The organism is Pelotomaculum isophthalicicum JI, from assembly GCF_029478095.1.
Taxonomy (GTDB): Bacteria; Bacillota; Desulfotomaculia; order Desulfotomaculales; family Pelotomaculaceae; genus Pelotomaculum_D; species Pelotomaculum_D isophthalicicum.
Map to the genome: position 1 here is coordinate 17041 of NZ_JAKOAV010000009.1, position 19247 is coordinate 36287.

Annotated in this window: 17 protein-coding genes; 6 read left to right on the forward strand and 11 right to left on the reverse strand. The window is 44.2% G+C overall.

Annotated elements, in window-relative coordinates:
* Positions 1 to 91: 91 nt before the first annotated feature.
* The 9 genes from coaBC to L7E55_RS06590 all read right to left on the reverse strand — a co-directional run bounded on the left by coaBC (position 92) and on the right by L7E55_RS06590 (position 9611).
* Entirely contained in the window at positions 92 to 1294 is a 1203-nt protein-coding gene (coaBC, locus tag L7E55_RS06550) for a bifunctional phosphopantothenoylcysteine decarboxylase/phosphopantothenate--cysteine ligase CoaBC (RefSeq protein WP_277443301.1), read from the reverse strand.
* 18 nt (positions 1295 to 1312) lie between these two features.
* Complete coding sequence (gene rpoZ, locus L7E55_RS06555; protein WP_277443302.1) at positions 1313 to 1519, reverse strand: DNA-directed RNA polymerase subunit omega; 207 nt, start codon at positions 1517 to 1519, stop codon at positions 1313 to 1315.
* A gap of 19 nt (positions 1520 to 1538) precedes the next feature.
* The gene (gmk, locus tag L7E55_RS06560) at positions 1539 to 2150 is read right to left on the reverse strand and encodes a guanylate kinase (protein ID WP_420852015.1); all 612 of its coding nucleotides are present in this window, start codon (positions 2148 to 2150) and stop codon (positions 1539 to 1541) included.
* 10 nt (positions 2151 to 2160) lie between these two features.
* Positions 2161 to 2436, reverse strand: a complete 276-nt coding sequence (gene remA, locus L7E55_RS06565; RefSeq protein WP_277443304.1) for an extracellular matrix/biofilm regulator RemA — start codon at positions 2434 to 2436, stop codon at positions 2161 to 2163.
* Between the two features lie 47 nt (positions 2437 to 2483).
* On the reverse strand, positions 2484 to 3365 hold the full coding sequence (locus L7E55_RS06570; RefSeq protein ID WP_277443305.1) for a YicC/YloC family endoribonuclease: 882 nt from the start codon (positions 3363 to 3365) through the stop codon (positions 2484 to 2486).
* A gap of 270 nt (positions 3366 to 3635) precedes the next feature.
* Entirely contained in the window at positions 3636 to 4829 is a 1194-nt protein-coding gene (locus L7E55_RS06575; RefSeq protein WP_277443306.1) for a pyridoxal phosphate-dependent aminotransferase, read from the reverse strand.
* A 225-nt stretch (positions 4830 to 5054) separates the two neighbouring features.
* Positions 5055 to 5951, reverse strand: a complete 897-nt coding sequence (locus L7E55_RS06580; RefSeq protein WP_277443307.1) for a hypothetical protein — start codon at positions 5949 to 5951, stop codon at positions 5055 to 5057.
* Between the two features lie 32 nt (positions 5952 to 5983).
* Complete coding sequence (gene dapF / locus L7E55_RS06585) at positions 5984 to 6829, reverse strand: diaminopimelate epimerase (RefSeq protein ID WP_277443308.1); 846 nt, start codon at positions 6827 to 6829, stop codon at positions 5984 to 5986.
* Positions 6830 to 6863: 34 nt separating this feature from the next.
* Positions 6864 to 9611: a cation-translocating P-type ATPase gene (locus tag L7E55_RS06590; protein ID WP_277443309.1), complete on the reverse strand. Its 2748-nt coding sequence runs from the start codon at positions 9609 to 9611 to the stop codon at positions 6864 to 6866.
* A 180-nt stretch (positions 9612 to 9791) separates the two neighbouring features.
* Between L7E55_RS06590 and L7E55_RS06595 the strand changes: the two genes are divergently transcribed.
* Positions 9792 to 11585, forward strand: a complete 1794-nt coding sequence (locus tag L7E55_RS06595; RefSeq protein ID WP_277443311.1) for an Rqc2 family fibronectin-binding protein — start codon at positions 9792 to 9794, stop codon at positions 11583 to 11585.
* 11 nt (positions 11586 to 11596) lie between these two features.
* On the opposite strand, the gene pyrE is transcribed toward L7E55_RS06595, so the two are convergent.
* Positions 11597 to 12172: an orotate phosphoribosyltransferase gene (pyrE, locus tag L7E55_RS06600; protein WP_277443312.1), complete on the reverse strand. Its 576-nt coding sequence runs from the start codon at positions 12170 to 12172 to the stop codon at positions 11597 to 11599.
* A 47-nt stretch (positions 12173 to 12219) separates the two neighbouring features.
* Positions 12220 to 12936, reverse strand: a complete 717-nt coding sequence (pyrF, locus tag L7E55_RS06605) for an orotidine-5'-phosphate decarboxylase (RefSeq protein WP_277443313.1) — start codon at positions 12934 to 12936, stop codon at positions 12220 to 12222.
* 210 nt (positions 12937 to 13146) lie between these two features.
* On the opposite strand from pyrF, the gene L7E55_RS06610 reads away from it, so the two are divergent.
* The 5 genes from L7E55_RS06610 to carA all read left to right on the forward strand — a co-directional run bounded on the left by L7E55_RS06610 (position 13147) and on the right by carA (position 19247).
* Entirely contained in the window at positions 13147 to 14961 is a 1815-nt protein-coding gene (locus L7E55_RS06610) for a DUF342 domain-containing protein (protein ID WP_277443314.1), read from the forward strand.
* 202 nt (positions 14962 to 15163) lie between these two features.
* Entirely contained in the window at positions 15164 to 15709 is a 546-nt protein-coding gene (pyrR, locus tag L7E55_RS06615; RefSeq protein WP_277443315.1) for a bifunctional pyr operon transcriptional regulator/uracil phosphoribosyltransferase PyrR, read from the forward strand.
* Between the two features lie 192 nt (positions 15710 to 15901).
* Entirely contained in the window at positions 15902 to 16843 is a 942-nt protein-coding gene (locus tag L7E55_RS06620) for an aspartate carbamoyltransferase catalytic subunit (RefSeq protein ID WP_277443316.1), read from the forward strand.
* Positions 16827 to 18113, forward strand: coding sequence for a dihydroorotase (locus L7E55_RS06625; protein WP_277443318.1), 1287 nt, complete (start codon positions 16827 to 16829; stop codon positions 18111 to 18113). Before L7E55_RS06620 ends, L7E55_RS06625 begins: the two co-directional genes overlap by 17 nt.
* Before the next feature lie 54 nt (positions 18114 to 18167).
* On the forward strand, positions 18168 to 19247 hold the full coding sequence (gene carA / locus L7E55_RS06630) for a glutamine-hydrolyzing carbamoyl-phosphate synthase small subunit (protein ID WP_277443319.1): 1080 nt from the start codon (positions 18168 to 18170) through the stop codon (positions 19245 to 19247).

Here is a 19247-nt window from a genome sequence, read left to right on the forward strand (position 1 = left end):
TTCGTGTGACTTCTATTAAAAAATTAAAAATATTCAGTAATCCATGTACTGTCATACATATCTCTTCAATTGTCAACTAATTCTTACTAAATTATTCTTTACCTTTTCTTAAAATCACTAGTTCATCCAGAATATGATTAGCCAGCGACAACTTGTCCATTTTGGGCAAGGAAACAATCCTGCCGCTGGGGAAGACCAGCTTGGCAATATTGGTGTCCGTTCCAAATCCAGCGCCGGGCAGAGTGACATCATTAGCTACCAGCATGTCCAAATTCTTGCGCTCCACTTTTATCATGGCATTATTTACCAGTTCTTCGGTCTCAGCGGCAAAACCAATTAAAACCTGGCGTTCTTTCATTTTACCTAACTGGGCAAGAATATCGGGGTTCTTTTCAAGCTCTATTGTTAGAGTACTCTCATGTTTTTTTATTTTTTGATTTGCTGTTATTTTGGGCTTATAGTCTGCCACAGCTGCAGACATAATTACAGAGTCAACCATTGAAAAACGATCCATCACTGCGGAGTACATCTCGTTTGCTGTTTCTACATTTATTACTTCAACCCCTGGTGGCGGATTCAACGCCACTGGCCCACTGATTAATACAACACGGGCGCCTCTCCTGGCTGCGGCATCAGCAACAGCATAACCCATCTTGCCCGAACTCCTGTTTGTTATATACCGCACCGGATCGATCGGTTCTGTAGTTGGACCGGCTGTAACCATCACCGACAGCCCATTCAGATCCCTATTATCAGAAAGTATAAAATTGATCTTATCCATGATAAGATCTAGCTCGGCTAATCTGCCGCGGCCCTCTGTGCCACAGGCCAATCGACCTACCCCGGGTTCGGCAATATGGTAACCAAGGTCACGCAATATTGTCACGTTTCGCTGAACAACCCGGTTATTATACATATTTACATTCATTGCCGGACAAACGAGCACAGGGCATGTTGCAGCCATAACCACGGTGGAAATCAAATCATCGGCAATGCCGTTAGCGGCTTTGCCGATAATATTAGCTGTAGCAGGTGCAAGAACGATCAGATCTGAACCGCTGGCCAGATCTATATGCTGAACTGGTCCGCCAAACGTTCTTTCAAATAAATCAGTATACACATGATGCCCGGATAGTGTCTGGAAGGTAAGCGGTTTAACAAATTCCTGGGCCGCCCGGGTCATTATCACTCGCACCTCGGCCTTGGCGGAAGCAAGATTGCTTACTAATTGAGCAACTTTAAAAACCGCTATACCGCCGGCTATTCCCACGGTAATATTTTTACCCGCCAGCATTAGTAATCCTCCCTGCCACTACTTGATTCCCGTCTTGTTTCTTTTATAGATAATCTTGTTCACGGCTATTTCTTTAAGCGCGGTGGTCACTGGCTTGTCGCTAGCCTTTTCGAGCTTGGTATTTCCCCTCTCGGTGAGTACCCTAGCCCGCTTTGCGGCTACCACAACCAGGGTATACCGGCTGTCTACCTTTTCCATTAGCTCATCGAGAGTTGGTTGGTTCATATCTACCCTCCAGTAAACACTATTGTTTGAACTGCATAAAAAATAACTCGTGGTACCTGGGACGCAATTTTTCAACTGTTATAACCGCACGGACTTTTTCCAACGCTTTCGAAATATCATCGTTAATAACAATAAAGTCATACTGACGAGCAAGTTCCATTTCACTTATGGCGCAACCCAAACGCTTTTCGATTTCTTCTTTTGAATCTGTGTCTCTTGAAATAAGACGCGACCTTAATTCGGATTTTGACGGTGGAGCAATAAAAATCAGCACTGCGTCAGGAAAATTTTGCCTTACCTGAAGAGCGCCTTGAATATCAATTTCAAGCATTACATCGTCCCCTTGTTCAAGGGACTCTTGTACAAATCGCCGCAAAGTTCCATAATAATTGCCATAAACCTCGGCCCATTCGAGAAGTTGATCATTATTAATTAAATTTTTAAAAACTTCTTTTTTTAAAAAATGATAATGTAACCCGTCCACTTCATCTTTCCTGGGCTGTCTGGTAGTAGCGGAAACAGAAAGACGCAATGAAGGATTTTCCTTTTGAAGAGCTAAGGAAATGGTTCCTTTTCCCGCACCGGAAGGACCGGATAGTACCAGTAATAAACCTTTTTCCTGCACTGCCATTTACCTCATGTCAATCAGATGAATCTTCATTCTGCGGTATCACTTCTTTGGACACCAATCGATGAGCCACAGTTTCCGGTTGAACTGCGGAAAGAATTACATGATCGCTGTCCGCGATAATTACAGCTCTGGTACGGCGCCCGTAGGTAGCGTCAATCAGCATGCCCCGATCCCTGGCTTCCGTTATAATCCTTTTTATTGGCGCAGATTCCGGGCTGACTATGGCGATAATCCGGTTAGCCGAGACGATGTTACCAAAACCGATATTAATCAACTTGATCTCCATTACACTTCCCCCTTAGTATTGTCTTCCCCCAGGTTATATTTATTATTTTACTCTATATTCTGAACTTGTTCTCTTATTTTTTCCAACTCACTCTTTACTTCTATGACCAATCTGTTTATCTCAAGATCGTTTGCCTTTGAGGCGATTGTATTGATTTCCCTGTTCATTTCCTGAATTAAAAAATCAAACTTCCGTCCAACAGCTTCGTCTGCACCCAGACAAGCATAAACCTGACTCAAATGACTATCCAATCGCACAGTTTCTTCAGTAATGTTGGAGCGTTCGGCAAACAATGCCGCTTCTGCTGTAATACGTCCAGCGTCCAACCCACTGTTATTTAGAAAATCATTAAGACGTTTTTCCAACCTTTCCTTGTAATCTTCCACAACATAAGGCGCTCTTTCCCTTATTTTAGCGTTATGGATGGCTATTTGTCCGACTCTTTTCCAAATATCCTTAGCCAGCTGTTCTCCTTCTGTCACCCTCATCTTTATTAAATCTTCAAGAGCATTTTCAACTGCTTCCCTTATAGCTGACCACCATTCTTCCACATTGTCGGCAACTTCTTCCAAAGACATTACACCTGGCAGTACTGTAAGGTGCTTTAGTTTAATTTTGCCCTCCACGCCAAGCTCTTCCTGCAGTTCTTTCATTGCCTTATAATACGCCGCTGCTAGAGCTTTGTCAACTTTTACTAAGGCTGTTGTCTCTTCACTGCACTTCTCTATTCCTAAAAAACAGTCAATTCGCCCGCGAGCTATCTGTGACTGGATTAAACGTTTTATCTGATCTTCCATTGACATAAGCGGGCGCGGCAGCCGTAAAACCACTTCACAAAAGCGATGGTTCACCGCTTTAAGCTCAACGGTAAATTTTTTACCGCATGCGTTTGCCTCTCCACGTCCATATCCAGTCATGCTTTTTAACAATTCCCCACCACCCGGTTTCAAACTATTTCTTCATAATAATTTAGTATTATCTATTCTTTTAAAATTATTTTGTAATCCTTTTTCAACAAGTTTAAGTGACCAGAAAAAGGAATGGGGTGTTATTCGCGCTTGGTAAAAGAAATTCCTTCACAATCAAAAAAATATCTTGGTAAATTATAAAATGTTCTAGTCATCTATAGCAAGTATTTGGCTATAAAAAAAGCGCTTTTATGCGCTTTAAGCATTTCATCCGTAATCCATTTCAGCAGCTTATTTTAATTCACTAATAAGCGAATTAATCCGGTCCAACCCTTCTTTTAAACCATCCATTGAAATTGCATATGATATTCGCAAATAATCATCATTTCCAAAAGCCAATCCAGGTACTACCGCTACTTGGGTTTCATCAAGCAGGATTGCGGCCAAATCGCTCGCATTATTAATTATTTTTCCTTTAAATGACTTACCGAAGCAATTTTTTACATTGGGGAACAAGTAAAAAGCGCCATCGGGCTTGGTACAAGTAATGCCGGGAATAGCCCTTAAACGATCAAGAGCATAATCCCTCCGCCTGGTATACTCAGCCACCATCCTGCTGACTGGCTCCTGCTCACCGGTGAGCGCAACAGTGCTGGCTGCCTGCGCGATAGAGGTAGGGTTCGATGTGGAATGACTCTGCAAGTCGGCCATAGCTGATGCAACAGAGGTTGTCGCGGCGGCATAACCAATTCGCCAACCAGTCATCGCATAAGCTTTTGAAACGCCATTAATTACTACTGTCCGCTCTTTTAGTTCCTGTGAAAGAGATGCAATGCTGACATGCCGGGTGTCATCGTAAATCAATTTCTCATATATTTCATCGGAAATTACTGTAATATCGTGTTTAATGATGACCTCTCCAAGAGCTTCAAGCTCTATTTCAGAGTAAACCGCACCCGTGGGATTACTGGGGGAATTCAATATTAATAATTTAGTGCGTGAATTAATTGCTGCTTCCAATTCTGCCGGTGTTAATTTAAAATCGTTATCTTCCCGCGTTTCTACGAACCTTGCCTCAGCCCCGGCCAGTTTTATTTGTTCCAGATAACTTACCCAGTATGGAGATGGGAGAATCACTTCATCTCCTGACTGAACCAATACCTGGATAGCGTTATAAAGAGAGTGTTTCGCGCCTGCGGACACAACAATCTGGGCTAACTTATAGTCCAGACCCTGATCAATCTTAAATTTTTGGCATATAGCCTCTCTTAATTCATTTGTTCCTGCAACAGGCGTGTATTTTGTCATACCACCCCATACAGCAGCAACAGCTGCTTCTTTTATATGATCAGGCGTATCAAAATCTGGTTCACCTGCTCCGAAACCGATAACGCTAATGCCCCGGCTCTTCATTTCTTTTGCCTTGGCATCTATTGCCAAAGTCGGGGACGGACTGATCATTTGTGCCCTGCTGGATAATCTCATTTTCAAGCTCCTCCTTGCTCAACATCGAACCAGGTAGTCAATACACTTAATTTAAACAAATCTATCTATATGCATAGGTTATCATATATCCTATTCAATTTTAGCCACTATGTTATCCTGTTGCAACACTATCCCGATATGTATACATTATTATTAAAAGTATAACAAATAATTCCATGCCAACCGCTCAACTCACTATCAGTTAAAGGAAATAAATTCAAAAACTTATCTACCTTGAAAACTCATAAATAATTCTAAAATATATGGAATGAATATAATTATAAGTGAATAGTATAATTTTTTCCTATTTTTAACTCTTCTTTCATTTAAGAATATTTCAACTGAGGGATATAGTTCAATCATATATTCAAGATATTTAGTAGTAAGGGGTATTGCCAAAAATAGCCAAATAAATATATATAACAATGCGCCTATCAGGAAGGCTATTATTTCATTTGGTATTGAAATAAAAAAGTTTTGCTCCAGATCCAAAATGCTCATACAGATCCTAAAAAAAGAAAAGACAGAGCCGGCAAGAATTACGCTAAATATTAATTCCAGAGAGAAACTCATTTCATACCAATATTTTCTCTTATTACTACATTTGTTAATGATACTATCAAATAATGTTGCGACTTCATTAACCCAGTTTGGATTAACTCCTCTTATTTCATATCTATTGTCATAAGTATTTATTATTCCACTATGCTCTCTAACAACAAACAAGATTTTCCTTTTTAAGCTTGAACATTCAAATTTAATCCTTATTGCATTAACGGATATCTTTAATTTATCCAATAACTCCAACCAGTTATTGCCACTCGTAGTTAATGTCTTTTCACCTGCTGTTACGGTGAATGACAAATCAACAGATTTCGCAAATATATTATCCAGGTTGTCAGAATTATCTGTAAAGCCTTCAAGCTTTTTTAACTTATTAACTATTTCTTTCTTCCAATCCTGTTCATCCTCAGGCGGTTCATTTTCCACAAAGTATTTTTCATATATCTTTTTCAAATCTTCTATAGCCTTTTTCTTTTCATTCATAAATATTTCCAGCAACGCACTAACGTTTTCTAATCTAAATGTACAGAAAGAAATATTATATTCTACTTTTTCCATATTTCTCCCCTTCTTTTACCAAAAACGCTTGGTTAGTAATTAAATATCGGATAATCCCCCGTAAAAACCTCTTCAGCGGGACCGGTCATATATATATGATTGTTTGCCGCCCATTCAATAAAAAGAACGCCTGCCTTCAGGCGCACGGATAATTGACGCCGGGTATAACCATTTATTGCACTAGCCACCGCCGCGGCACAAGCTCCTGTGCCGCAAGCCATAGTCTCACCGGCTCCTCTTTCCCAAACCCTCATATATACCTCATCCTGGTTATCTACCTGAACAAACTCCACATTGGTTTTACAAGGAAACAGGTGGTGTTTCTCCAGTAAAGGACCGGCTGTCTGAAGAGGTATCTGTTCAACATCCGGCACAAAGATAACACAATGCGGGTTACCCATTGAAACAGCGGTTACATTGTAGATTATGCCGCCTGCTTCCAATGGTTCGTTAACAACTTTTCCGGGCGGTCCTTCCATGGGTATCTCCGACCTTTGCAGCCGGGGTTCACCCATATCAACCCGTATCATACTTACCCGTTCGTTTTCAATGATCAGTTCTGGAATCATAATCCCGGCCAGCGTTTCTACTTTTATTTTATTTTTTCTCACTATGCCATGCTCGAAAAGGTACTTGGCGGCACAGCGAATCACATTCCCGCACATCTCAGCCTCACTGCCGTCTGAATTAAAAATGCGCATTTTTATGTCGGCCACTTCCGAAGTAAGAAGCGGCACCAGACCATCTGCCCCAATTCCAAAATGGCGGTCACAAGCCTTAACTGCGATACCAGGGAAATCATCCGGTATGAATTTTTCTTCAATATAATCAGCCAATATAAAGTCATTACCAAGACCCTGTACCTTTGTAAAACGCAATATTCATACCCCCGAATTTGATATATCTATTATTTTACCCTAATCGCACCCTCAGGTACATCATTTTTTTCTCATATTTACCAACAATATGTCGAAACAACATGCCAATAACGGAAGGTATTACAGAAATAAACAGAACACAAGCCCATTTCAAAACGTTTAAATGTACGACATGAAAATATGACTGCAAGAATGGCGCATAATTCATTGCAACTTGTAATACACAAGATATTAACACTGTCCCCGTCAAATAGGGATTTATAAAAAGACCCTCACGGAGACCGGCGTGCGATTCATTATGACAAGTTAAAACAAAGAATAGCTGGGAAAAAACTAGCGTATTGAAGGCCATGGTACGGGCAAGCGAGGTTTCTCCCATGGAAAGCCCGGTAAAAAATGCCAGAACTATACTCATACTGATAACCGCCCCGTCGGCAACAAATTGCCAGGCCAGTTTCCTGTCAAGAACATTGTCCCCCAAATGGCGGGGTGGCCGTATCATAAGATTGCGATCATTAGGCCCCAGTCCTAAAGTCATCGCAGGTAAAAAATTACTGATAGCGTTTACCCATAAGATCTGAACCGGCAGCAAAGGTATTGGCAGCCCCGCCAATAAAGCGAGAAGCGTAGTAAATACTTCCCCTGTGTTGCAAGAAAGAAGAAAACGTATTGATTTACGCACGTTATTATAGATTCCCCGTCCTTCTTCAATCACTGCTGCAATACTGCCAAAATGATCTTCCTCAAGAAATATGTCGGAAACTTCCTTTGTCTTTTCATTACTGGAATAACCCATGGCAATACCAATATCTGCCTCACTGACAGTCCCGGCATCTTCCAGTCCACTTCCAGTTACGGCAACTACATGTCCTAACTGTTTTAATGCCTTTATTATTCGTAGCTTTTGCTTTGGTGTAACCCTGGCGCACACTGAAACTTGATTGATGTAGGCACGTAACTGTTCATTTGACATACGGTCCAAACCACTGCCGGTAAGGATATTTTCTTCTTTGGCAATAACACCCACTTTACTAGCTTGTGCACGCGCGGTGAAACGTTGGTCTCCCGTTAACAGCATTACTTTTATAGCAGCCCGGTGGCAAGTTTGCACCGCTTTTAACGCCGCGGGTTTAACCGGATCGAGCATCCCGGCTAAACCGAGAAAAATCAACTGTTGTTCAATAATTTCTTCAGAAATATTTCCAGCATCGTCAGGAATCTGCTTATAAGCAAAAGCCAGCACCTGGAGCGCCTCTTTTGTCATTGAGGTGTTATATGCCATGATTTCCCCTTTGTCATGGGCTGACAAGGGCACTATTTTTCCGTTAATATAACCATGAGTGCAACGCTCCAACAGCACTTCCGGCGCGCCCTTCACATAAACTGACATGGCTCCGGAAGGCTCCCGGTACACTACGGCCATTCTTTTGCGTTCGGGATCAAAAGGCAGTTCGGCCACCCTCTGTTCATGCAACTCTAACCTTTCCCGCCAAAATCCTGCCTTAGCGGCCATAACGAGAAGCGCCCCTTCTGTTGAATCCCCCTTTACCGACCATTTCCCGCTTGTCCGGCCTCCCGTCAGACCTCTAAAAAGTCCGGCAATATTAATACTGCCGCGTTTTAAGACTGCATTGTTACAGAGAGCAGCCGCTTTAACCAATAAGTTAAAATGTAACTCATGCTTGTCCCCGGTAAAACCACCCTTGGGATCATAACCTTCCCCTGTTACTTCCAGAGTACGCCCGCCAACCATAATTTTTTTCACAATTTTTTCGTTTTTGGTAAAGGTTCCTATTTTATTTGAACAGATCACCGTGGTACAACCAAGATTGGTGATAGAAGTGAGTTTACGGATAACAGCGCCACGTTTGCTCATTCGCTTTGCGCCGATAGCCAGTGCAACTGTGACGATTGACGGAAGACCTGCTGGGATAGCCGCTACAGCCAGACATAAACCCGCCAGGCATATCGCGCGGAACTCCTCACCTTTAACCATCAATATCGCCAAAATTAATACACAGGTAAATAGACAAAAAGCAGACATAACCTTGTAGAAAAGTTCCAGACAGTGTTTTATCGGTGCCTGATAACGTTCATCCGACATACTAATTCCATTTATGTAACCGATCGCGGTTGCCATGCCGGTGTGAACAACAACACCACACCCCTGCCCCTTGACAATCACTGTATTCATATAGGCTAGATTAAGATTGTCTATTAAGGCCAGTTCTTCGCCGGGTAGGACATCTTTTGTTTTTCTAACCGGCACTGATTCTCCCACAAGGGCTGACTCATCAACTTCTAATTTTTCAGTCAGTAGCAGGCGCAGGTCTGCCGGAACCAGATCCCCTTCCGCCAAAAGAACAATATCCCCCGGTACCAGCTCCGCGGCAGGAACTTTGCGCTCATGCCCACCGCGTATTACCTTTGCTGTAGGCATGGTTATTCGTTTTAATGTATTAATAAAGCGTTTTGCGCGGTATTCTTGAATACTGCCAAGAATTGCCGCTGTTGTTGCAACAACCATCAAAGCTACAGCATCATTATATTCAAGGCAAATAATTGAAATAGCAATCGCCGCTAAAAGCGCCAGCATTCCAATGCTTGCAAGCTGCTTAAAGAAAAGTTGATGTAATGATACTTTTGCATTCCGGACCAATTGATTTGGTCCAAATCTTAATAACCTTTCACTGACCTCCTTTTCAGACAACCCGTTCTTCAGGTCAGTTTTAAAATATTCTAAAATCTCCGTCTCAGTCATGGCATGCCATTGCCCGGGCAAAACAACCACCCCTTGTCCTTTTTCCTGATTATTCCTAAACATATTCATTTCAGTTTAGAAAAATACCGTTTTAACCTCTTATGCCGAATAGCTGTCAAACTAAATATTTTCCAAGACACTGCTTTTGTTATAAAATAAAAAAGATGTTAATGGCAACGAGTTGTATTGAGGGGATATAGCATGCCTTTTGACGGCCTTGTACTAGCGGCAGTGACAAGAGAACTAAAGGAAAAGCTGGTGGGCGGGCGAATCGAAAGAGTTTACCAGCCAAGTAAAGATGAGATAATCCTATTAGTGCACCGGCCAGGATTCAGGGGACGTTTACTTCTTTCGGCCAATGCAAAAAACGCACGGGTTCACATAACTACTTCAGCCGGGGAAAATCCCGCCACCCCTCCTCTTTTTTGCATGGTTTTGCGTAAATACCTGGAGGGTGGGCGCATTATCAGCTTTACACAACCTGAATTGGAACGTGTATTTATAATGAAGATAGAGTCAAGAGACGAGTTCGGCAATCCTTCACCCAAGCACCTGATCTGTGAAACCATGGGCAAGCATAGCAATATCATCCTGGTAGATCCCATCAATAATTTTATCGTTGACGGTATTAAACGTTATTCTCACAGTGTCAGCAGATACAGAGAAGTATTACCTGGACGCCCGTATCTATCTCCGCCGCCCCAGAAAAAATTAAACCCTTTTACGGTTGACGAAGAGCTGTTCCGCCTTACCAGTCTTAAATCGCCGCTGGATACCCCCCTTCCGGCTCTGCTGCAAAAGTGCCTCGGGGGTATGAGTACCGTCACTTGCCGGGAAATTGTTTTTCGGGCCAATTTATCGCCGGACATTATTCTGGATCAGTGTGGCGATTATGAACTCAGGTCGCTGTGGAGAGCATTACAAGAATTTATTCTACCAGCCGGTGAAGGCTGTTTCGAGCCATGCCTTACATGCAGTCCAAAAGGCAAATTTCAGGATTTTGCCGCAATTAATCTGACGCATACCGGGTTAAAGAGAATAAACGGTGAGATGAACTTCCTTTTAGACCTTTTCTTTATGGAATATACAAAAAATGACCGGCTCAAGAAAGAAAAAAACATTCTCTTAAGCTTGCTTAATAAAGAAATAAATAAGTTGGGGAAAAAGTTGGATCTATATGTGAAAGGCCTGGACGAAACCGCTGGGGCAGGCAAACTGAAACTATACGGAGAATTGCTCACCGCTAACATTTACCGGTTGGAAAAAGGGCTCACTGAAGTATCTTTAGAAAACTACTATGGAAATGGGCCTCAGGTTGTAACCATACCCCTGAATCCGCACCGCTTTCCGTCTGAGAATGCTCAGTCATACTTTAAACAATATTTGAAAGCCAAAAATACACACATGGCGTTAAAGACCCAGATTATACGGACTCGTGAAATACTTGATTATGTGGAAGGAATCAAAACAGCCCTGGAGCAAACTGTTGAAATATCCGGTTTAGAAGAAATTAGACAGGAACTAATCGAACAGGGATTTATCAAACAACCTCTGCAAAAATCATCCATAAGAAAAAAAACAAAAGATAAACATAAACATAAACCAGTATTTTTATCTTTCCGTTCTTCAGACGGTTTTCAGTTGTTTGCGGGAAAAAATAATAAACAAAATGATTTATTAACCTTGAAGTTGGCGCAGGAAAATGACTTGTGGCTGCACGCGAAAGACATTCCCGGCGCTCATGTGATTATCAGAACAGAGGGCAAGGAAGTACCTCAAGCAACATTGGCGGAAGCAGCAAGTCTGGCGGCATATTTCAGTAAAGCGCGGGAATCAAAGAGTGTTCCTGTTGACTACACAAAAATAAAACATGTCAGCAAACCTAATAACGCGCGGCCGGGGATGGTTATATATGAGCAACAAAAAACGATAATGGGCGTACCTGATGAGGATCTGGCAACGAGGCTCATTATCGAAGATAAAAGAAAAGATTGATTAGAGATTAATTAAATATTTCTACTGCCTGGTTTTACTACTTCGATCCCTTTCTTGCACAACGGGCATTCTTCCGGCGGGCAGGATAATACCTCCGTAACCAGGAGCGCTTCAGTCGTTACACCCAAGTCCACTTTTCCATTGCTCCGGTCAACCAGCACCCCGGCGCCAACTACCTCGCCACCTGACTTCCGGACAACTTCAATGACTTCAAGCACCGAACCGCCGGTAGTAATCACGTCCTCCACCACCAGCACCTTTTCACCGGGATTAATATAAAAACCTCTCCTTAGTTTCATGACGCCGTTTTCCCGTTCGGCAAACATACTGCGGACTCCGAGTGCCCGGGCCACCTCGTAGGACACAATGATACCGCCCATAGCCGGACCGACAACTGCGGAAATCTTCTCGCCGGCAAACCGCCCGGCCAATTCACGGCAAAGAGATTCAGTATGACCGGGATGTTGCAAAACCATAGCGCACTGAAAATACCTGTCGCTGTGACGGCCTGATGTCAACCGGAAATGACCGTTGAGCATCGCTCCGGTTTCTAGAAATATTGACTGAACTTCATCCATTGTAAGCATGATACACCTCTTCACTTAAGTACTCAGAATTCTGACTCCTGTTTTTTCTATTTTATCTCCTCCAGGATAGCCCTAGCCGCTTGCGCCGGATCGGGAGACGCCGTAACCGGCCTGCCTACCACCAGGTAAGTAGCGCCTTGCCGCATAGCTTCGCCAGGAGTCATTATCCTTTTCTGGTCGTTTGCGATTACGCCCGCCGGACGTACGCCGGGTGTAATAATGACAAAATCATTCCCGCACGCTTTTCTTATAGCGGCGATCTCATGAGGCGAAGCGACCACACCGTCCAAACCGGCTTCCCTAGCCATCCTTGCCCATAAAACTACACGCTCCTGGATTGAACCGTTAATACCCACCTCATTGTTAAATACTTCCTGATCGATGCTTGTAAGCACAGTGACGGCGACAATTAAAGGACAGTCTATTCCGGTTTTAGCAGCTTCATCCCGCGCGGCTTTGACGGCTTCCCTCATCATTGTTTTGCCTCCGGCCGCATGCACATTGAGAATCGAGACCCCGTGCCTGGTGAGCACGCGGGCGGCACCTGCAACAGTGTTCGGGATATCGTGCAGCTTCAGGTCAATAAAAATTGCGACGTTTTTTTCTTTTAGAATGCGAATTACTTCCGGACCTTCATAATTATAAAGCTGCATGCCTACTTTAAAAGCCCCGGCGTAAGGACTTAACTTATCTACCAGAACCGATGCTTCCTCAATTGTATCAACATCAAGAGCGATAATCAGCGGATTTTTAATTAATGACATAGTCCCACCCTCTAATATTAATAATACGATTTGTTTGTTATATTAGATAATACTTTTAATGGTTGGTCAAGCATAATTTGGCTAAGATGTTATTTGCATCTTACATGTTTATCAATTGTATGTTATAATTACCTATAATCTGAAAGGATTCTATTTTCTGACTAAATGCATTATATCACAAATAAAGTAACGCCGTAAGGGGGATTATCCATGGAATCTGATACCGGCCAAAACAATAGGGATAAAAATAACCTAGGTAAAGTTTGGGTTAAAGATGGAAAGATATTCGTAAAGAACCCAGGTGAAAACGGTAACTTCCCTACGATCACTCCATGCAACGGCATAGAACTCTTGATAAACGGAATAAAAATTGAAGAAAAAACTACCGTTAGTGAAAAAGATATTATTGAATTAAAAGCTGTAACAAGTGAAGAAGAAGAGAAGAAAGGAACCTATCAGGTAAAGTTGACCTCCGGCGGATTGTCGGCCGTGCTTGAAATGAAGACAAGTATTATTAACCGTCAATATGCGCAGGACAGTGATCCTGAAAGTAACTTGGTGTTAGAATTATCAAGTAACCTTGAAGATGCCTGTCCCTTTACCTTGGCTGATATAATGCAGGAGTTAGCGAAAAAAAATATTAACTACGGTATAAAACACGACGTTATCCAAGATATACTGGCAAAACCGGAAAGTGGACAGTATGTTATAGCCGAAGGGGATCCTCCCGGAAATACAATTGACGAACAGGTTGAACTAACCGTCAAAAAAAAATCAGACGATGAAAAGGTTAAAGATGATGACAAGAAAGTTAATTTTCGCGATATGGTTGAAATACTGTCGGTTGATCCGGGTACGCTGCTAGCGGTGAAACACCCGGGAGTTCAGGGCACTCCGGGAAAAAAAGTGACAGGTGATATTATTGCCCCCGCCCAACCTATTGTTTGTGAATTGACCGCCGGTAAAGGGGCGGAAGTTTCATCTGACGGTAGTAAAGTAATAGCTAAGATTAGTGGTAGTCCTGTTATGAAGAAGATTGGCAACAAGTATGCAATTGATGTAGACCCGGTGCTGCAAAAAAAAGGCGACGTTGACATTTCATCCGGAAATATTCGTTTTAAAGGCAGCGTTGTAGTACAGGGCACTGTCTGTGAGGGTATGTCAGTACAGGCGTCGGAAAAAGTCGACATTCACGGTATGGTTTTTGAGGCTAATATCACAGCCCAGGGAGGGGTTAATGTCAAACAAAATATAACCGGGAGCAACCTGATAGCCGGGAGCAATAAATCATTTTACAAAGATTTTTTCAGAATGCTTGACCCCATTCAGTCAGATTTGTCTGAAATCGCCAAGCTGGTTCCCGGGCTGGCCAATCATCCACAATTAAAGGATGTAAAAACCGGTCAATTAATCCAAGTTTTAATTGATAAGAAATACTCCCGCGTTCCCAATCTAATTAATGAGTTAATTAAATTTGCCGGTGAGAACTCATTTAGTCTACCCCATGAAATAACAGAACTAATGGTGGATATCGGCAGGTATCTCCGGGGATTAAATCTGTTAAAATTAGAATCGCTAGATTGTTTGCGCAGCATCCTCCTGAAAATGGACGAAGCGCATAAATTAATAGAGAATATGGCCAGGAACAAAGCCGACATCTCTTTTGCGTATGCAGTGAACAGCAAAATCGAAGCCTCCGGTGATGTGAAAGTAAGTGGCCGCGGCTGTATCAATACCACTATCCGCGCCGGGGGTAACGTGAACATAGCTGGAGTGTTCCGCGGCGGTGAAATATTAGCTAACGGAGATGTTATTATTAACGAAGCGGGTTCTGAATTGGGCGCTAAAACGGTAATCAGGACAGGTGAGAAAAGAAAAGTTTTTATTAATAAAGTCAATGAAGGTGTGCGTATTCAAATTGGCGATCGCCAGCTCAACTTCACTTCTATACAGAACAATGTCAAAGCAGAGTTGGATAAGGATGGCGCAATGTCTGTTTCTACAAATAGACGTATAGCTAAATAAATTATCTATTGACACGTTCTTCTATTTTCTATAAACTAATTAAGGATAAGTACCTTGAAATCGGTCCCGTGAGACCGGTAAGGATTCATAGAAATGGTTAACGAGGCCAACTATGCCTGCTTACCGGTGGTGAGCAGGTTTTTTATTTTGGTTAAACTCCCGGCATACGTAATTGTTCACTGAAAAACCACGGAGGTTTCGCATGATTAAAGAGAAAGCGCAAATCCTGGATAAAGAAGGGATTCGTCGCTCTTTAACCCGCATCGCCCATGAAATAATTGAGCGAAATAAAGGCATAGAAAATCTGGCTTTGATTGGTATCCGCCGCAGAGGCGCTCCCCTGGCAGAACGTCTTGCTGAACGGATCAAGGAGATCGAAGGGTGTACAACACCGGTAGGTATTCTGGATATTACTCTTTACCGTGATGACCTGACAACTTTAGCTCATCATCCCTTGGTCAGATCAACAGAGATACCCTTCCCTGTCTCCGGTAAAAAAGTGATCCTGGTGGATGACGTCATCTATACAGGCCGCACAATAAGAGCGGCCCTTGACGCAATAATAGATCTGGGACGACCTAAAGTAATTCAATTAGCTGTTCTTGTTGACAGAGGCCACCGTGAGTTACCTATCAGATCTGATTATATCGGTAAAAATGTACCGACTTCAAGCAAAGAATCAGTATTAGTACGTTTGACAGAAATAGACGGTGAGGACAGAGTGATAATATTCGAACCCCATGGCTAAGTAAAAATTCGGGTCGTCAAAAGAGACACCGGCCGGCAACCGGAATTTGACGACTTAATCCGGCTCCATCCTAACAAAGTACGGTCCTGCGAGGCCGGAAAGGGAACAGGTTCCGGAAATCTTCCCTTTAAGGCCCCAGCCCGGTAATTAACCAGACAGGGGTCTTTATTTTTGAGCTTGGAGGGTAAATAGATGGGACTTAGTGGCAAAGATTTAGTTGGCCTGCAGTTTGTCCCGGCCGAAGAAATAAAACTGATATTGGATACTGCCACGCCAATGAAGGAGATAATTAAAAGGCAAATTAAAAAGGTACCTACCTTGCGGGGTCGTTCAGTAGTAACTGTATTCTATGAAGCCAGCACTCGCACCAGGGTTTCCTTTGAGCTGGCAGCCAAGTACTTAAGTGCAGATACAGTTAATATTGCCGCGGGAACAAGCAGTGTTAGCAAGGGGGAAGGATTAAAGGATACTGCCCGTACTATCGCCGCCATGGGTGCGGATTTGGTAGTGCTTCGGCATCCGATGGCAGGTGCGGCTGAATTATTGGCCCGAACTATTAACGCCCCGGTTATTAATGCCGGAGACGGCGCCCATGAGCACCCTTCCCAGGCTTTATTGGATCTGTTTACCGTGAGAGAGAAAAAAGGCCGTTTGGAAGGGCTGAAGATAGCAATCATCGGAGATATTTTACACAGCCGGGTAGCCCGCTCTGATATCTGGGGTTTTACCAAAATGGGCGCCGAGGTAAGGTTGTCAGGACCGGCCACACTTCTCCCCCAGGGAATTGAAAAAACTGGTGCAATGATTTACGCCAGTATTGAGGAAGCCATCGCAGATGCTGACGTAATCAACATTCTCCGGATTCAAACGGAAAGGCAGCAACAGGGATTATTCCCCGGGCTGCGCGAATACAGCCAGCTTTTTGGGATAAATACTGAACGTCTTAAACTAGCCGCGCCGGACGCGTTGGTAATGCACCCGGGTCCGATGAACCGGGGTGTGGAAATTGCCCCGGAGGTGGCGGATGGAGTTCAGTCTGTAATAAATGAACAAGTAACTAACGGAGTAGCGGTGCGCATGGCATTGCTTTACCTGCTGACCGGAGGTGGTAACCAGCATGAGATTGCTCATTAAAGGCGGAACAGTGATCGACCCGGGCACCGGAAAAGTTGTCGAGAAGGATATTCTGCTCGCTGACGGCAAAATTGCTAAAATAGGGGTAAATTTAAACGCCGGTAGCGCTGAAGTGTTAGATGTCAGCGGTAAGCTGGTGGCGCCGGGTTTAATCGATATGCATGTGCACTTGCGCGAGCCTGGATTTGAAGCCAAAGAAACCATTTTCAGCGGCACCCGCGCCGCGGCGCGTGGCGGCTTTACTACTGTGGCCTGCATGCCCAACACCAACCCCGTGGCCGACAACGCCGCTATAATTTCACATATAAAAAACACCGCCTTTGTAAAGGGAACCTCAAATGTTTATCCTATAGGAGCTATCTCCAGGGGAAGCAAAGGTGAGGAACTGGCTGAAATGGGTGATATGAAGGAAGCCGGAGCGGTGGCTTTTTCCGATGACGGGATGCCCGTGATGAACGCCGGCTTAATGCGCAGGGCCATGCAGTATGCCCGGATGCTCGGCCTGACTATAATATCCCACAGTGAAGATAAGAATCTTTCCGCCGGCGGAGCAATGCACGAGGGATACATGTCCACCGTACTTGGTTTGAAGGGAATACCGTCTTCCGCGGAAGAAGTGATGGTGGCCAGAGATATTCTTCTGGCCGAAGAAACCGGTTGCCGCTTGCACATCGCTCACGTCAGCACTGCCGGTTCCGTCCAACTGGTACGCGAAGCTAAAGCCAGAGGCGTCAAAGTTACCGCCGAAGTCACGCCTCACCACTTCAGCCTGAATGACGGGGCAGTAGCTGGTTACGATACGTCCACTAAGGTTAACCCGCCATTGCGCACTGCCGCCGATGTGGCCGCGGTAAAGGATGGATTGGCCGACGGCACTATTGACGTTATTGCTACCGACCATGCCCCGCACACCATTGAGGAAAAAGATGTAGAATATGAACTCGCCCCATTTGGTCTTGTAGGCCTGGAAACAGCGGTTGGCCTGGTCTGGACCGAACTGGTCGCCAACGGTGTGCTTACTCCATTGCAGGCCATTTCAAAGCTGACCATAAATCCGGCCTCGGTGTTGGGGATCTCCAAGGGTACACTAAAGACCTGCGCTGACGCTGACATAACAATTATTGACCCGGCGACTTCATGGACAGTTGACCCGGAGCAGTTTGCCAGTAAAGGCCGGAACACTCCTTTCACCGGGCGGCAATTAAAGGGCATGCCATATATGACGATAGTTGGAGGACGCGTAGTAATGCGTGAAGGTATTTTATTATGATTATAAATAATCTTTCTTTTAAATAGATTTCCCAAATATTGCGGAGGTGTTATTATGCGAGCAGTACTAGCCCTGGAAGACGGCACCGTTTTTACCGGCGAAGCTTTTGGCGCAACAGGTGAAAGATGGGGTGAAGTGGTTTTCAATACCGGGATGACCGGTTACCAGGAGGTTCTCACCGACCCTTCATACTGTGGCCAAATCGTTGTGATGACCTACCCATTAATCGGTAACTACGGCATCATGAAAGAGGACTTCGAGTCAAAAAAGTCGTACGTCCGCGGCTTCGTTGCGCGGGAGGAGTGCAATCGGCCCAGCAATTGGAGACTTTCCGAAATCATTGACACTTTTTTAAAGAGAGAAAACGTGATCGGCCTGGCCGGCATTGATACCCGTGCCCTAACCAGACGACTCCGCAGTTTCGGAACCATGCGCGGCATCATCAGCACCAGCGCCGCCGATATACAGTCGCTTGTGGAACAGGCGCGCAATTGTCCACACCTTACCGGGCAAGATCTGGTCCCTACTGTGGCCACCACTGAAGTTTACACATTGCCTGGTGACGGTCACCGTGTTGTCTTGATGGATTTCGGCGCTAAACTAAATATTATTCGCTGTCTTCAGGAACGCAATTGTGAAGTGGTAGTTGTGCCCCCGAACACGACAGCCAATGACATTCTTGCCTTGCACCCGGCTGGGGTTATGCTCTCTAACGGTCCTGGCGACCCTACCGACGTGCCTTATGCGATTGAAACGGTTCGTTCATTAATCGGCAAACTTCCCGTTTTTGGTATTTGTCTTGGCCACCAGATTCTTGGTCTGGCCTTGGGCGCCAAGACCTATAAAATGAAGTTCGGCCACCGGGGAGCCAATCACCCGGTAAAGGATCTGGAAACCGGACGGGTTTATATTTCCTCGCATAATCATGGATTCTCAGTTGATGAGGAATCAATGAAAGGGCTGGACATTGTCGTCTCCCACCGCAACTTGAACGACGGCACGGTGGAAGGTCTGAAGCACAAATACCTGCCGGTCTTTTCCGTGCAATACCACCCCGAAGCCTCACCCGGTCCGAGAGACTCCGAATACATTTTCGAACAGTTCATGGCTATGATGGATAAGGGGGGGAGGTAG

Bases quoted from the DNA above. Each gene is read 5' to 3' on its own strand.
- L7E55_RS06595 (WP_277443311.1), top strand. From the start codon at position 9,792: ATGCCTTTTGACGGCCTTGTACTAGCGGCAGTGACAAGAGAACTAAAG.
- pyrE (WP_277443312.1), bottom strand. From the start codon at position 12,172: ATGCTTACAATGGATGAAGTTCAGTCAATATTTCTAGAAACCGGAGCG.
- L7E55_RS06625 (WP_277443318.1), top strand. From the start codon at position 16,827: ATGAGATTGCTCATTAAAGGCGGAACAGTGATCGACCCGGGCACCGGA.
- coaBC (WP_277443301.1), bottom strand. From the start codon at position 1,294: ATGCTGGCGGGTAAAAATATTACCGTGGGAATAGCCGGCGGTATAGCG.
- L7E55_RS06620 (WP_277443316.1), top strand. From the start codon at position 15,902: ATGGGACTTAGTGGCAAAGATTTAGTTGGCCTGCAGTTTGTCCCGGCC.
- remA (WP_277443304.1), bottom strand. From the start codon at position 2,436: ATGGAGATCAAGTTGATTAATATCGGTTTTGGTAACATCGTCTCGGCT.
- L7E55_RS06580 (WP_277443307.1), bottom strand. From the start codon at position 5,951: ATGGAAAAAGTAGAATATAATATTTCTTTCTGTACATTTAGATTAGAA.
- rpoZ (WP_277443302.1), bottom strand. From the start codon at position 1,519: ATGAACCAACCAACTCTCGATGAGCTAATGGAAAAGGTAGACAGCCGG.
- gmk (WP_420852015.1), bottom strand. From the start codon at position 2,150: ATGGCAGTGCAGGAAAAAGGTTTATTACTGGTACTATCCGGTCCTTCC.
- L7E55_RS06610 (WP_277443314.1), top strand. From the start codon at position 13,147: ATGGAATCTGATACCGGCCAAAACAATAGGGATAAAAATAACCTAGGT.
- pyrR (WP_277443315.1), top strand. From the start codon at position 15,164: ATGATTAAAGAGAAAGCGCAAATCCTGGATAAAGAAGGGATTCGTCGC.
- L7E55_RS06575 (WP_277443306.1), bottom strand. From the start codon at position 4,829: ATGAGATTATCCAGCAGGGCACAAATGATCAGTCCGTCCCCGACTTTG.
- carA (WP_277443319.1), top strand. From the start codon at position 18,168: ATGCGAGCAGTACTAGCCCTGGAAGACGGCACCGTTTTTACCGGCGAA.
- pyrF (WP_277443313.1), bottom strand. From the start codon at position 12,936: ATGTCATTAATTAAAAATCCGCTGATTATCGCTCTTGATGTTGATACA.